Raw genomic sequence first — 13,238 nt, 5'->3', positions numbered from 1 at the left:
CCTGGAGTGTGCTAAATTTGCAACGCCGGCGGCTACCTTAAAGGGTGAGGAACGGAAGATCAATTTAATTGATCCTACTCTAGCTGAGCGCATTAAGATATTGATTTGTTTATGTTAAATCTTAGACGAATGGATACGAACGACCTCTTCCACCGCTTTTCCAGAGCGTTCGCGATAACGAATCGCGATTTCGTTGTCGCCGTTCTGAAGTTGAATGAGGTCGGTTTGATATTTGTCAGCACCGCTGTTGAAGATCGAAGCAGTGTAACCATTGCTCTTATTAATGATTTCAATCTCTCCGTCTTTCAGATTTTTCAGACAGTTTTTTCCTTGAAATTGAACATACCCACCTGTCACCGTCACTTTGCCTGCGCCTTTTTTCTCGCAGTTCAAATCATAGTGGGTGAAATGGGACAACGCCGCTTGAGCAGACACGGACGCACCTTGCGGTAGGCTAGCGGGTTGACGATGTTGAGAAAGAGTTGGCGACACTTGAACTTCTGCGTTTACAACTTCAACAGGATCATTGCTTGTCAGCGTAAAAAACGTAGGGATGCCTAGAAGGGCTACAAGACAAGACGTAATTATAAGAAGATGGGTATCTGTTGGCTGACTCTTAAACATAATATCCTAGATCGGATATTTGCTTCCAGACTTTAGCCGTATCAATTTGAGAAACTAAACAGAATTACCAGCTGTTTCCTCAAGTTTTTCCACATTTCTTCCGTATTTAAGTCTAGTAAACTTTCGGGGGAATGTTTAATGAACACGCGTATTCTCAAAAAGATCCGCAAATTTCGCGTTTTCTCTGGTCTTTTGATCATGTCCCTCACAGTTTTGTCGTTCCAAAACTGTGCTCCTGCTCCTATGGAAGAAAAAACAGAAGGTTCAACTTCTAGCTCATCGACTAGCAAAGATTCATCATCTGTCTGGAACTCTCGTCCATCAAGTGGCGGCGGTAACGGCGTCACCATTGGTGGAGGCGGATCTTCGGGCGGTGGTGGCACCGTGGGGGTCGGCAGCGGATCTTCGGGTGGAAACACCGGTTCTGGTGGCGGAAGTGTCGGTGTTGGTAGCGGCGGCTCCGGCGGATCTTCAGGTGGTGGCGTAAATCCTGGCGGAGGCGGAACTCCCAGTCAGACGGGATTTCGTATCGTCACTCAACCTCAAGGTGTGACGGTGCAAGAAGGCGCTCAATACAGTCTTGAAGTCCTCGTAACGGGCGGGACTCAACCGTATACCTATCAATGGTACAAAGACAGCAAAGCCATGACAGGTGTATGGGGCACTTATAGTTTTATCAGTGACAGTGCGACCAGCTATTCTAAAGAGGGAACTTATTACGTTATCGTGAAAGATGCGACCGGCAAGAGTGTGCAAAGTACCTTAGCGCGTGTTTCGATCTCAGAGCCTGCGGTTGGCTGTACTGCGGGATCTTATTTCACGTTCACTGAAGCGGCTTACGATGCTGCGTATGGATACTTTCCAGAATATTTCGATGGTCCGCGCGGAAAATTTCTTCTGCACTCCAGTTATGACACTTTAAACTTCCTTTATAACAATCGTAACTTCACGAAACTTTCTGATTACAACGTACCAGCCAATTTATCTTACTTACAGCAAACAACAGTGTCTTGCCGCACTACGATTCCCCGCATTCACACTCCTCAACCCAATCCTTCTTATCAATATGATTCGGGCTATGGACGCTATGACGACAACGGTTATTGGACTTATCACGGTCGCATCAGTTTTGAATGTCGCAACAAAAAGTTGAAACTACTTACGAATACTTGTCAGTGGGTGCACAACCCGAACTATGACAACGGTAACGGCGGCGGCGGGAATTAATACTGTGAATGATGAAATAAAAAAAGGGCTCTTTACAGAGCCCTTTTTCATTATTTTTTATCGATACTAATGGCAAACTTCTTCACTCCAGAACCCTTGACGACATCAAGGACTCCGACGACTTTTCCGTGCGGAACGTCTTTATCTGCAGAGATAATGGCTTGCACATCAGCATTCTTCGCCACTTCTTCTTGCGCTTTTGCCTGCACGTCAGCCTCGGTGACAAAGGAACCATTCAAATTGATTCTTCCGTCAGCTGTCAGAGCGATGTTCAATTTACTTGGAGCCGTTTGATCGCCGCTGGCCGCTTTAGGCAAATTCACATTGATCGTTGGCTTCATGAACATAGGCGCTGTCACCATGAAGATGATCAGAACCACCAGGATGATATCCACGAGCGGAACAACGTTTATGTCCGCTATGGCTTCGTTATCATTTCCACCGTCTTTAAATGCCATGGTTTAAACACCTTTTTTCTTAGCATAAGCAAGGCAAAGTTCTTTAACGCTCTCTAAGTTTTGGAAAATGCTTTTCACTTGTTTGCTGTAGTAGTTGTAAAACGCAACTGCGGGAATCGCCACGAAAAGACCTGCCGCTGTTGCCACAAGGGCCATTGAAATCCCGGCCATCACCGTTTGTTGTCCTGCTTCTGGAGCTGTCGCCAAATCGTTGAAGGCTTTCATGATTCCTAGAACCGTACCAAAAAGACCGATGTACGGAGCGTTCGAACCAACAGTTGCCAAGAAGCCCAAGAATTTTTCAAGCTCGGGTCTTTCAGTCAAAGCGAATGTGTTGAAGATTTCTTCAAGACCACGGCTGCCCGATTCACGCATGTGTTTCAAAGCGTAACCTGCGGCGCGACCCTCGACAGAGTTTGGATCCTTCGCAAGATCTTCAACATCATCAAGACTGTTGCTTTGCAAAGCAAGTTTGATGCGCGCGCGAACGCGTTGAGATTCCGCAGCGATTTTTTTAAGTGCGAAGTAACGTTCTAAAATCATGCCGATGCTAAGCACACTGAGCACAAGTAAGATCCATAAAACGACCTGATCTGCCAGGTGAGCTACCGTAAATATTTTTTCTGTGAGCATCGGTGATTTCCTCCAAAATTTTTGACTGCGCAAAATTATTGATCCATTATCTCTAAAACCATTACTTCCGGTCAAGGTATGCAGAAAGTCATTTTAACTCTTCTTCTCACACTCCTGAGCTTGGTCCAGCTTTCTTGCAAGGCGAATGACAAAAACTCCGTTTTAGTCATCGCCGTGGATGAGTTGACCATCAGCGACGTACTATGCAGCCAAGAAGAAGTGGAAAGATCCGGCTTTCAATTGCTTTGCAATGAATCCGTTCGCTTCACTCACGCCTTTTCACCTTCGACACTTTCAGTTCCGGCCTTATCGTCTTTGTTAACCGGACTCTACCCCTACCAACACAAAGTGCGACACAACGGCCGCCCTGGTCTAGCTCCCGAAATTGAAATGGTTTCTGAGCTTGCCCTTCAGCAAGACTATCGTACGAGTTTCTTTTCAGGCGGAGCTCCGGTTTTTCGTCGTTCAGGATTAAATCAGGGCTTTGAGCTTTTTGAAGATAACATCGTTCCAACCTTTTCAAGTCTGTTTCGTCCTTTTAAAAAGAACGCGGATGCTTTCACACAATGGCTGCAACAGGACGTCGATACGGATGCATTCTTCAGCGTGTTGTACGTTCCCGATCTGATCTTTACGACAACGGAGACCGTGACTGATCTTGGTGAAACAAGAAATCTCAGCTTTGAAAGTCAGTTGGATGAACTTGATGAAAGCCTCTATGAGCTGTTTCAGAATTTAAAGTCCGCCAAGCGCTGGGATAATACGACCGTAGTCCTTGTCGGATTAAACGGACACACCACCAGTGATCGCTATAAAGAACTTTCGCCGCTTAATTTGCATGGCGAGAACACGCAAGTGGCTTTATTTATTAAACCCGCACAAAAAAGAAAGCGTGATTTAGCAATTCATTGGAAGATTGATCAGAACGTTTCTTTAGTGGATGTCGGACGAACCCTTTTTGAGCTCTTAGGCGAAAGCAACCTCGATGCTGACTCGAGTTCATTCCCCGTACACTCTCTTTTGGGGGCTCTAAAAAGTCCGAATGTGGCGTGGGCTGATGACCGGCCGCTTTTGATTGAATCCGGCTGGGCGTTCTGGAGAAAAGCCGGCCCTATTCGCACTGCGGGAATTTCTCACCATGTTCTTTACATCAATGACGAAAATCCATTGCTTTACAACACTCTTGTGGACCGATTTGAAGTCAATCCCCTACCGCTTTTACAAGAAAGCATTTTGCCTACGACGCAAAAACTGCAAGGACTTTTAAGTAAAAACCAATTCCCGGCATTTCCACCGATTCAGTCCGAATGGACGAAAAAACTCAGCTTGCCTTTTGCGCGCTGGATGCGCGCTGACCAAGAGGCTGAACTATTACGTGACTTAAAACGCCTTTTACTTCAACAGCCGCAAAGCTTGGATTTGCTAAATTGGACCGCACAAATTGCCTTAAACCAAAAAGACTGGGAAACGCTAAAAAACCTGGGCATCAAAAATAAAATTTCGGTGTGGCAGTATGTCGCAGAAAGAAATTTAAACTCCAAATCGGCGAAGGTGAACGATACGTGTTTCCCTTTATTGACGGCGACAACTATTGAAACCGAACAGCTTAAGAACTGCAGCGATCCTTTATTTTTGGAATTCATCGACTGGCTTCGTGCCGATGTGCGAGGTTTGTCCAAAGAAGCTCAACGAAAACGCTTCGAACGCTCATTCAGAAACTACATGCTCGACCAACAAATTCAACGTGCGAACATCGCGACAGGACTGATTTGGGATACTTCGCGTGAAAATATTTTTGCGCCTTCACGAACTGAATTCGCCCTCAGCCTGCCGGAATACGCAAAGATTCGTTCGCTAGCGTATAAAGCTCTGCAAACCGAAGACTATTAAATTTATTCTTCAACTGTGATTAGACCCAACCAAAATGGAGCTTCAGGATTCTCCTGAATCATCTTCGTTGTCACGGAACCTAGTTCGGCGGGCTCTGACTGGGAAACCCACAGTGAGGTGGCGATGGTCGTACTAGCTAAAAGAATCAATCGATCACCTTCATTCACAGAGGTATGACCACATTGAATTGAACACGTGGGCTCCAGTCCTAAAAGCTGTGCCGGCAGTGGCGGCAAAGATTCACCGTCCCCCAGACGTTCACTAGAAAGGTCCAACCCTACCGACAGAGGCTGAAGACTTTTGTTTTTTCTTTGAATAAACAAACTCGGGCAACCCACTTGCGCCCACGCAAGTTGAGTTCCACGGCGGAATAAAGCCAGGACTTCAACGCCCGAAAAATATTCCATCTTATTTTCACCGCGATAAAGAATGTCGTTGGCAATCAGGATTCCTGTGCGCACATAGTTCACTTCGTCCGTCAGGCAGCTTAAAAACTCAAACGGAGACGTCACTTCGACGTCAGACTTAGCCGCACTGACGTATTTTACAACCTCATCCAAAGCTCTTTGTGCGTGCTCTGGTTGGCCCCAGGATGTAGCAACGACAATCAACGACCCATCGTCTTCTTGATGTACCAGAGGTTTAGGGCGCAGAATTTTCGTGCTGTAAGATCTTTCCTGCAACTTCACTAAAGTGCTCCATACTTCTTCAACTTAATATAAGCTTTTTTGTAGTACTCGCCGTCTGGAACATCGAGTTCCAGAATTTTTCGCCACTTGTCTTTGGCTCCGGCCTTAGATTCACCGCCGTCGACGTTACCAAAACTTTCTTCAAGAATGCCTTCCTGATAGATCGTCATCATTTGTTTGCGCAACTCACCCGTGTAGCGTTCGATTTTTTCGGGAAGATCTGGGTTGGTGGGATCCATCACCCGCGCTTTACGCAGCGACATGATCGCGCCTTTTAAGTTTTGCGCTTGATAAAATTTTTCTGCCTCACCTTGCAAAGAGGCCGTTTTAGAATTCATCATTTGGCGGATCGACGCGATATTGCGCTTCGCTTGACCTTTATAGCCGTTAGGGTCTGGCAATGGCGCGGCAATCACTCTTTCATAAGCGGCAATCGCATCCAATGGTTTACCCTTCTTATGAACCTTTTCGGCGCTGTTATAAATAGCACGAAGCTTCGACACCTGAGATTGATAGGCCGCTCTTTCAGCCGCTTTAGCATCTCTTTGGGTCGTGATGGTTTCCACCTGCATTTTCAGATCTACGATCTTCGGATGCTCTGGATTAAACTGCATCACGTCGCTTAAGCACTCTTCAATTTCCGGCATGGTGATATCAGGATTGATTTTCTTCTGACATTCCGCTGCGGCTTTTTGAATTTTTTCTTCCGTTTCTATTTTCGCCTTTTCGATCTGCTCTTGGCGACGTTGCTGCTCTTGAATGAAGATGGCTTCTTTAGAAAGACGTTCAATCTCTCTGATGTCTTCATAATCAGGAACCAGTTCCTGAATCTTGATGATTTCGTCTTGAGCTAATTGATACTTCCCTTGCATATACAGGTTTTTAGCATCTTTATAGCGCTGACGAACCAAGGCTTGTTGCTCGGGCGGAAGCTTATTGAAGATTTCTAAAGGTGAGCCTGGCGCCGACGAAGCCCCTGGCTGAGGTGTTGGAGGTTTTCCCGAGTCGTCTCCGCTAAAAAAATAAGCCAGCGCTAACAATAGCACCGCCCCCGCGATAATCTTAGGTCGATTCTTTTGGAAATCAAATTTTCCGGTAGCCGCGGGTGCCTGGTGTGGCATCGGAGCTCCGGGATACTGCATTTGCGGTTGGTAAGGCATCGGTGCCATACCACCTTGATATGCCATCAATTCATTCTGCTGCTGCTGATATTCCATCGGCAAAGCGTCGTTGCCAACCTGAACCAAAGGATTGGGTGGCGGCACATTGACCAGCTCTAAACGGCTTTGAAAACCAGCGTCGTGCAATTCAAAATACAAATAATTGGTTAAAACACTGATCGCATCACCTGAACGGATGGTCGTCGGATCACTTGACGAAATCGGGTTTCCGTTCAACAAAGTTCCGTTCACGCTGCCTAGATCAATAATCACATATTGAGAGCCTGCACGACGAATTTCGAACTGACGACGACTGACGCGCTGATCTCGAATTTGGATGTGGCACGAAGATTCGCGGCCCGCAACCCAGGATTCTCCGGCATCAAGTCGGATCAGTTCTTTAGGTTCATTATTTTGACCATCCATGATTTTGATGTAGGCCACTTGCGGTGCCACCCCAATGACAGTCTTTTCTTCACTGCCACCAAAGCCGTCGGAACCTTCGCCTTGCACAGCAGGAAGATTTGCGGATGTGCCTCCACCATAATCGGGTGCTGGGGCCACCGACTCATCAGATGTTGTTGCGGCCGTTAAAACAAAATCAAATTCATAAGGCGGAATAGAAAACTGACTGCCATGCTCTAAGGCGAACTGTTGTACGGGCTCACCCTTATAAGTGATATCACCATAGCGAGAGATCACATCCACAGTCCACGCACCACTCACAAATGACAGCTTAAAGTGCTCACGAGAGATGCCTTTTTCTGGCTGCAATACGATATCACAATCCTCCTTGCGGCCCGCTACATAAGTGCGATCCTCCGTAAGCTGGATATCGTAAACAGGTTTGCCACGCAGGCGGACTTTGAGGCGGGCCATTAGAATCTACCCTCCAAATTCAAAGTACACTCTTCATAAAACTGCTTCGCTTCTTTAAATGTAGGATCATCTTTACGATTTTGAAGCATCGTCAGCACGTTCTGATAATTTGACTGGCACATACGCCAGTTTCTTTTCTCTCTATAACGATTGCCCTGAATCATATTAAACTTAACCAACTCATCAAACTTGATCTTCGATAAATGATAATAACGTTTTGCCAGCTCGTTGTCAGGGTCCAGGTTTAACACAACCTGAAATGCTTCTCTCGCACGGGCATACTGACCTTGCTGAAAGTCGCGGAAGCCCTTGATAAAGTTTTCCTGAGCACGACGATATTGAATCGAATCGTATTTTTCTTTTTTGATGGTCAGAAGCTCTTGCGAGCGTTTTTCCGCATCCATCACGTCTTGCATACTGATAGAACTGGTCCGAATCGCATTAGGATCTTTTTTCGCTTTTGTATCCGACGATGAAAAGAACCACCATCCGACGATCGCGACGATCGCGATGATTCCATAAAAGCGAACTTTTGGATTTGCTAAAGGACCACCACCGGCTGCTCGGGGAGCTGGACCTGGCATCGGCCCCGCTCCTGGAGGTGGAGGCTGATATCCTCCGTAAGCCATGGGCTGAGCGGGTGGCATTCCTTGAGTTGGCATCGTTGGCAATCCGCCATAACCCTGCGATCCATTCGGTGTAGGCATCGGACGAGGTGTCGGCGCTTGCGGCTTCGGCATCTGCGGCGTTACGGGGGATGGTGTCGGAGTTAAAATCGAAGCTGTCGGAGATGCCAACGGCGCCGATTGAGAAACCGACGGAGGCAACTCAGCATGGAAACGAATTTCTGTATCACCAATCTGAATCACCGAATCATTGTTAATGATTTCGGACTGAATATTCTGGCCATTCACCAAAACATAGTTTTTTTGACTTAGATTGACGATCACAAACTCGTGACCCGAGCGCTGTTTAATTTCGGCATGTTGACGACTGGTGCGTGGATCCCCGGAAAGAACGATATCATTTTCAGGACCACGACCTATAGTGACTGACGCTTTGGCAAAAGTGGACTTCAGACCCGCATGCGGACCCTTCGTCACTTCAATATTAAATTTAATTGTGTCTTTCACCTGAGGCGCAGCACTCATCAAGAGCCCCCTTCTGTCGGTGAAACTGTCACGATGTAATAGTCAATTTCTTGTCCGCTAGAGCACATCGCCTGACAGCTCAAGATACACAAGTGACCACTGAATTCGAGTTGGTCGGTGTGAATAGCTCGCGGATTTTCGCGCGTGCGCGCAAGAAGACCATCCAGGTTCTGTTGAAGGGCCGCATCAGGGATAGTGTTAAACATATGACCCTGCAGTTGCGCCACTTCCGCCCTAGCAACTTGAGCAAATGAGGCACTGCACGCGATAATTCGACCTTCGCGTGAGATCGCAATGGATGGAAAACCAATCAGCTGCACTAAATTTTCTGCTTCCCCGTCTTTATTGACGAAGCCCGCAGCTCCGGCCCCATTGTCAGCCTCGCCATGAATGTAGCGAGTTAAAAGACTGTTGATATTTCCAATCAGGGCTTGAAGTGCCGGGAACTGGAAGTCCACTTGCGTGTTGTCTTTCTTTTCTCTCATCGCGGCGTCCAACTGCGCGTTCAAAGTCACAATCGGATACTCGATAAGTTTATACATGAAGAAGTAAATCAAGAGACCTATCAGTGACGCAATCACGAGTGTCTGCATGAACAAACTGATCGCTCTGCCGTCATCAAAAGCCAAACTTCCAATGTCATAAAGAACAATGGCATGAGCTTTCACGGCTTGCTCACCTGTATTTGGATCAAAGAGCCCGATCGGGAAGCTTGCTCCAATAGTTGTGGAATCCACTTCAACGGACTGAGGGCGCATTTCAGTACGCGCTCTGTGTACGAACGGCAAGTCCGGCGTCGTTCCTGCGCGGGTTGCTGGGGCTAAAATCATTCCGTCAGACTGTTGCACAATCAAAACCTGCTTCACGCCGTCTTCGGCCTCGGCTGCATTTGTGCTTAGTGACGAATAGCTATTCTGAATAAGCGCCGCTTGATTGATTGTCGCCAATGTTCTTGCAATAGAAGCCGCACGACGTTTACTTTCACTGATGATACTGGCTCTAGTGATTGCCACCATCGGAATCATAGAAAGCAAGGTCGTTGAGAAAATGAATAGAGCCACAAAGCCTAATAGAACCAATTTTAATTCTAAGAATTGCGGAAGTTTGTAAACTCCAGGTAAAGCCACTCGATCCAAGTAATCGTTGACCTTATCCATCAAACCTTTAAATCCACCTTGCTGATATGCAGGCGCTGGAGCCGGAGCACCGGGGGCGGCGCCAGGCATTGCTCCCATCGGCTGCGGCATACCTTGAGGCATTCCATTCGGCATTCCCATCTGCTGAGGCATTTGTGGAGCTGCTCCTCCGCCATAATAAGGCATTGGTGCAGGAACACTTTGTCCCTGTTGAGGCCGAGGTGTTTGCGGACGAGCTTCAGGCGCGGGAATTACATCTACCAAAATATCATGAACACCAAGCTTATCACCCAATCGCATGATGCCGTTTTGAATACGGATTCCATTTAAGTAAGTGCCATTGCTGGATTTCAAATCAGTGATCACAATTTTTTCTTTAAAGACAGCGACTTCGGTATGTTCTTTGGAAACACCCGGAGAAACCAACTTGATATCACACTGCGGAGCACGGCCAATGAGGTTTTTCCCCATCTTAAGCTCGATAATTTGTCCCGCTTGAGGGCCGGTTAAAATCCTAAGCGCCCACATAAAGTTGATCTCCCACGCTGACTTTCATTTTGCTGACTGAACCTGCTGACATTTCAATAACGGAACTGGCTCCCCATACAGGGAAAACCAAGCGTCCCGGGCGAACATCTTCGAAGATCGCTTTGACCTTCAAGTTTTTATCTACGAATACACAATCAATGGAAAACTGCATGAAGAATGTGTGGATGCTGTTGCATCTTAAAATCCACAATGCTTCTTCTTGAGGTAACGAGGCGCGACCCAAAAGCCCCTTGCCACGACTCCAGAAAGTTTTTGCGACTTTCAGATCCGGAACTAAAGTTTGATTTGTCGTTTTGTTAATCAAAGCTGCCATCATCTTTATTTCCCGCCGTACATAAAGGACACGGCCACCGGTCCAAACACGATAATGAAGACCGCTGGTAAAATAAATAACATCAAAGGAATCAAAATGGTTTGTGATGCTTTCGCACCGGCTTTTTCCGCACGAACGAATCTTTCCAGACGCATTTGCACGGATTGGTCCTTCAACACTTGAGAAATACTGGCACCCGTTGATTCCGCATCCACAAGAACGGCAACGAAGCTTGTAATTTCGTTCATGTCCAAACGCTCAGCCATGTCTTTCAAAGCCTGAGTTTTGGAAGCACCGATTTTAATATCCTTCAAAACTGTTCCCAACTCATCGGCAAGCACACTTTCTGTGCCTTGTGCTTTGTCCACGATCTTTTGAATAGCCGAAAAGAAATCCAAACCAGCTTCAACAGACAAAGCCAGTAGGTCGATGAAAAAAGGAAGATCCGCACGCACCGAAAGCTCACGACGTTTTTTTTCACCCTTGGCATGAATTTGTGGCAGATAGAAACCCATCAAGCCCACACCAATAACCATAGGAACTGGCAGACCTAACTGCAAAGAGAAGTTCATGATCAACAAGAAGATAGGGAACATCACGCCCCATAAAAGTTGCAAGCCGATGAATTCATCTTCGTTGATTTCTGCCGAAAGCCCCGAGGTTTTAATGTATTTACGAACCCGTTTGCGATAGCCCTCACTGCGAATTCTTAAGGCATGTTGCAAAGTGAACTGATGCACCAACGGACGCGAAAAATTGATAATTGCATTCTTAGACTTCACCGGCTCATCATTGTTGGCCCATGAAAGTTGCTGTTTGTCGGTGTTACTAGCGAAGATGGAATTTACAAATAGGAACACCGCCACTCCCGCGAGTAGCAAGCCTAGAATCAGCATTAATTCTGCGCTTCCCATTTGTGCCTCTTTGTGTTCAAGTAAATCTCATGACACCACTTCAACTTGTCTTGGCATCAGAGTCTCCACGTCGTCGTGCACTTCTTAAAGAAGCTGGTTTTGACTTTGACGTGGTTCCATCTAAAGTATCGGAAATTCCTAACAAAAACCTGAATGTAAACGATCAGATTTTGGATATTGCTAGACGTAAAGCCAGAGCGGTCCATGAGGTTCTGAAGTCCAGTCGCACAAGCCCCTTCGTCATCTTAACGGCCGATACCGAAGTTATTTTCGGTGGGGCCCCACTCGGAAAGCCCTCCGATAAAGACGATGCCTATCGCATTTTAAAACTTTTGTCGGGGCATGTTCATGAAGTCATCACTGCGGTTTGCGTGATGAATAGTTCCACCGGCAAAGAGATTTCTCAAATTGAGACAACGCAAATTCATTTCAAAGATTTGAGTGACCAAGAAATTTGGGACTACATACACACGGGTGAACCCATGGATAAAGCCGGTGCCTATGGTATCCAAGGCGGGGGCGGAAAGTTCGTTCAAAAAATCGACGGCCCTTTTGATAACGTAGTGGGACTTCCTATGAGTTTAGTAAAACACCTCCTCGTGGAAATAGGCTTTTTAAATCTATAAGTGTGGCCTATGTTCGCTAGGACAGCATTCCTGTAAATAGTGCTGTCCATTTTGTTTACACCCTTCAAAATTTAGTGTTTTTGAGAAAACTCTGATACCTTCGGTTCGATCACCCGAGGGGGGCTTTCATGAACGTTCGATCATCTCTTTTGCTTGCGTCTGCCGCTTTGCTTTTCACAGCTTGTACGGATAGCAAGACGTCTTCTTTAAATTTGGATAATAAAAATACTTCGATCGTGAATGGGTCCGCGGCGCTGCCTCAAGATAGAGTGACAGCTTCAACAGTTGCCCTTATTGCAAAGTACGATGGCAAACCTTATTCTTTTTGTACTGGTACTTTGATTTCAGAAGACCTAGTTCTGACCGCAAGCCACTGCTTGGAATACACAGAAAAGCCTTCGGACGTTTGGATCTTTTTTGGTACCGATCTTCCTAAAGAGCTTTCTGACACTCGCCTTCTGACGGTCGAAAACTTTGAAAGACATTCAGGTTACGAGATGATTTTCGATGACACGGGTTATCCGGTAACTGGCATCAATGACGTTGCCGTCATTCGTCTTCAAAGCAAAGCACCTGCGGGCACCCTTGTTGTTCCAGTACTTGCGCCAGAAACACAATTAGAAGAGGGTCAATCTTTACTTCTTGCTGGATATGGTTTGATTGATGACGTCAAAGGCGTCAGATCCGATGGGTTGAACTACACTCAAGTTCCACTGGCTAAAGTGTGGGAGACAATTCTCGTAACAGATCAGTTGCGCTCAGGGGCCTGCAGTGGCGACTCTGGCGGCCCGGCTTATCTAGAATCTAAAGACGGACTTATCGTTGCAGGTATCACGCGTGGTCCTCACGACAAGGCTCCAGATTGCCATACATATGGTGAGTACACTTACGCTTCAAAACACAAACAGTTCATTTTGGAAGCGGCGAAAAAGCTGGGTGCGCAAGAACCTCAATTTGTCGACCTGAAGTAAGCTTTCTGCTACAGTGAG

At 46.6% G+C, this 13,238-nt stretch carries 13 protein-coding genes; 4 read left to right on the top strand and 9 right to left on the bottom strand.

Annotated features, from left to right (window positions below):
* Positions 1 to 114: 114 nt before the first annotated feature.
* Complete coding sequence (locus ACLWBD_RS02160; RefSeq protein WP_413569371.1) at positions 115 to 624, bottom strand: hypothetical protein; 510 nt, start codon at positions 622 to 624, stop codon at positions 115 to 117.
* A 138-nt stretch (positions 625 to 762) separates the two neighbouring features.
* Here ACLWBD_RS02160 and ACLWBD_RS02155 point away from each other — a divergent pair, with 138 nt between their 5' ends.
* On the top strand, positions 763 to 1,851 hold the full coding sequence (locus tag ACLWBD_RS02155; RefSeq protein WP_413569369.1) for a hypothetical protein: 1,089 nt from the start codon (positions 763 to 765) through the stop codon (positions 1,849 to 1,851).
* 50 nt (positions 1,852 to 1,901) lie between these two features.
* Here the strand turns inward: ACLWBD_RS02155 and ACLWBD_RS02150 are convergent, their stop codons facing one another.
* Both ACLWBD_RS02150 and ACLWBD_RS02145 read right to left on the bottom strand, forming a co-directional pair.
* Positions 1,902 to 2,309, bottom strand: coding sequence for an ExbD/TolR family protein (locus ACLWBD_RS02150; RefSeq protein ID WP_063206230.1), 408 nt, complete (start codon positions 2,307 to 2,309; stop codon positions 1,902 to 1,904).
* Positions 2,310 to 2,312: 3 nt separating this feature from the next.
* Positions 2,313 to 2,942 carry a MotA/TolQ/ExbB proton channel family protein gene (locus tag ACLWBD_RS02145; protein WP_063206229.1) on the bottom strand — a complete coding sequence of 210 codons (630 nt, stop codon included), beginning with the start codon at positions 2,940 to 2,942 and terminating at the stop codon, positions 2,313 to 2,315.
* Between the two features lie 78 nt (positions 2,943 to 3,020).
* On the opposite strand from ACLWBD_RS02145, the gene ACLWBD_RS02140 reads away from it, so the two are divergent.
* A complete protein-coding gene (locus ACLWBD_RS02140) occupies positions 3,021 to 4,832 on the top strand; it encodes a sulfatase-like hydrolase/transferase (RefSeq protein WP_063206228.1) in 1,812 nt (603 codons plus the stop codon).
* A gap of 2 nt (positions 4,833 to 4,834) precedes the next feature.
* Here ACLWBD_RS02140 and ACLWBD_RS02135 read toward each other — a convergent pair whose 3' ends face one another.
* The 6 genes from ACLWBD_RS02135 to ACLWBD_RS02110 are packed head-to-tail and all read right to left on the bottom strand — an operon-like array spanning position 4,835 to position 11,623.
* The gene (locus ACLWBD_RS02135) at positions 4,835 to 5,521 is read right to left on the bottom strand and encodes a hypothetical protein (RefSeq protein ID WP_413569368.1); all 687 of its coding nucleotides are present in this window, start codon (positions 5,519 to 5,521) and stop codon (positions 4,835 to 4,837) included.
* The gene (locus ACLWBD_RS02130) at positions 5,521 to 7,560 is read right to left on the bottom strand and encodes an FHA domain-containing protein (protein WP_413569366.1); all 2,040 of its coding nucleotides are present in this window, start codon (positions 7,558 to 7,560) and stop codon (positions 5,521 to 5,523) included. Before ACLWBD_RS02130 ends, ACLWBD_RS02135 begins: the two co-directional genes overlap by 1 nt.
* Positions 7,560 to 8,711 (bottom strand): FHA domain-containing protein, encoded by a 1,152-nt coding sequence (locus ACLWBD_RS02125; protein WP_063206225.1) that lies wholly within the window; start codon positions 8,709 to 8,711, stop codon positions 7,560 to 7,562. The genes ACLWBD_RS02130 and ACLWBD_RS02125 overlap by 1 nt, the downstream gene beginning before the upstream one ends.
* The gene (locus ACLWBD_RS02120; RefSeq protein ID WP_063206224.1) at positions 8,711 to 10,375 is read right to left on the bottom strand and encodes an FHA domain-containing protein; all 1,665 of its coding nucleotides are present in this window, start codon (positions 10,373 to 10,375) and stop codon (positions 8,711 to 8,713) included. Before ACLWBD_RS02120 ends, ACLWBD_RS02125 begins: the two co-directional genes overlap by 1 nt.
* Positions 10,362 to 10,712, bottom strand: a complete 351-nt coding sequence (locus ACLWBD_RS02115; RefSeq protein ID WP_253696606.1) for a DUF192 domain-containing protein — start codon at positions 10,710 to 10,712, stop codon at positions 10,362 to 10,364. The genes ACLWBD_RS02120 and ACLWBD_RS02115 overlap by 14 nt, the downstream gene beginning before the upstream one ends.
* A gap of 2 nt (positions 10,713 to 10,714) precedes the next feature.
* Positions 10,715 to 11,623, bottom strand: a complete 909-nt coding sequence (locus ACLWBD_RS02110; RefSeq protein WP_253696604.1) for a type II secretion system F family protein — start codon at positions 11,621 to 11,623, stop codon at positions 10,715 to 10,717.
* A gap of 29 nt (positions 11,624 to 11,652) precedes the next feature.
* Between ACLWBD_RS02110 and ACLWBD_RS02105 the strand changes: the two genes are divergently transcribed.
* Together ACLWBD_RS02105 and ACLWBD_RS02100 are read left to right on the top strand one after the other, a co-directional pair.
* Positions 11,653 to 12,249: a Maf family protein gene (locus ACLWBD_RS02105; RefSeq protein ID WP_413569365.1), complete on the top strand. Its 597-nt coding sequence runs from the start codon at positions 11,653 to 11,655 to the stop codon at positions 12,247 to 12,249.
* Positions 12,250 to 12,377: 128 nt separating this feature from the next.
* Entirely contained in the window at positions 12,378 to 13,220 is an 843-nt protein-coding gene (locus ACLWBD_RS02100) for a S1 family peptidase (protein ID WP_063206222.1), read from the top strand.
* The last annotated feature ends 18 nt before the right edge of the window (positions 13,221 to 13,238 follow it).

The organism is Bdellovibrio sp. HCB117 (assembly GCF_047305915.1).
GTDB lineage: Bacteria > Bdellovibrionota > Bdellovibrionia > Bdellovibrionales > Bdellovibrionaceae > Bdellovibrio > Bdellovibrio bacteriovorus_B.
Note: the sequence above shows the minus strand (reverse complement) of the source record. Positions and strands in the feature narration are given on the sequence as shown.

Coding starts and splice junctions, on each gene's coding strand:
- ACLWBD_RS02160 (WP_413569371.1), bottom strand. CDS start 624: ATGTTTAAGAGTCAGCCAACAGATACCCATCTTCTTATAATTACGTCT.
- ACLWBD_RS02155 (WP_413569369.1), top strand. CDS start 763: ATGAACACGCGTATTCTCAAAAAGATCCGCAAATTTCGCGTTTTCTCT.
- ACLWBD_RS02150 (WP_063206230.1), bottom strand. CDS start 2,309: ATGGCATTTAAAGACGGTGGAAATGATAACGAAGCCATAGCGGACATA.
- ACLWBD_RS02145 (WP_063206229.1), bottom strand. CDS start 2,942: ATGCTCACAGAAAAAATATTTACGGTAGCTCACCTGGCAGATCAGGTC.
- ACLWBD_RS02140 (WP_063206228.1), top strand. CDS start 3,021: ATGCAGAAAGTCATTTTAACTCTTCTTCTCACACTCCTGAGCTTGGTC.
- ACLWBD_RS02130 (WP_413569366.1), bottom strand. CDS start 7,560: ATGGCCCGCCTCAAAGTCCGCCTGCGTGGCAAACCTGTTTACGATATC.
- ACLWBD_RS02125 (WP_063206225.1), bottom strand. CDS start 8,711: ATGAGTGCTGCGCCTCAGGTGAAAGACACAATTAAATTTAATATTGAA.
- ACLWBD_RS02120 (WP_063206224.1), bottom strand. CDS start 10,375: ATGTGGGCGCTTAGGATTTTAACCGGCCCTCAAGCGGGACAAATTATC.
- ACLWBD_RS02115 (WP_253696606.1), bottom strand. CDS start 10,712: ATGATGGCAGCTTTGATTAACAAAACGACAAATCAAACTTTAGTTCCG.
- ACLWBD_RS02110 (WP_253696604.1), bottom strand. CDS start 11,623: ATGGGAAGCGCAGAATTAATGCTGATTCTAGGCTTGCTACTCGCGGGA.
- ACLWBD_RS02105 (WP_413569365.1), top strand. CDS start 11,653: ATGACACCACTTCAACTTGTCTTGGCATCAGAGTCTCCACGTCGTCGT.
- ACLWBD_RS02100 (WP_063206222.1), top strand. CDS start 12,378: ATGAACGTTCGATCATCTCTTTTGCTTGCGTCTGCCGCTTTGCTTTTC.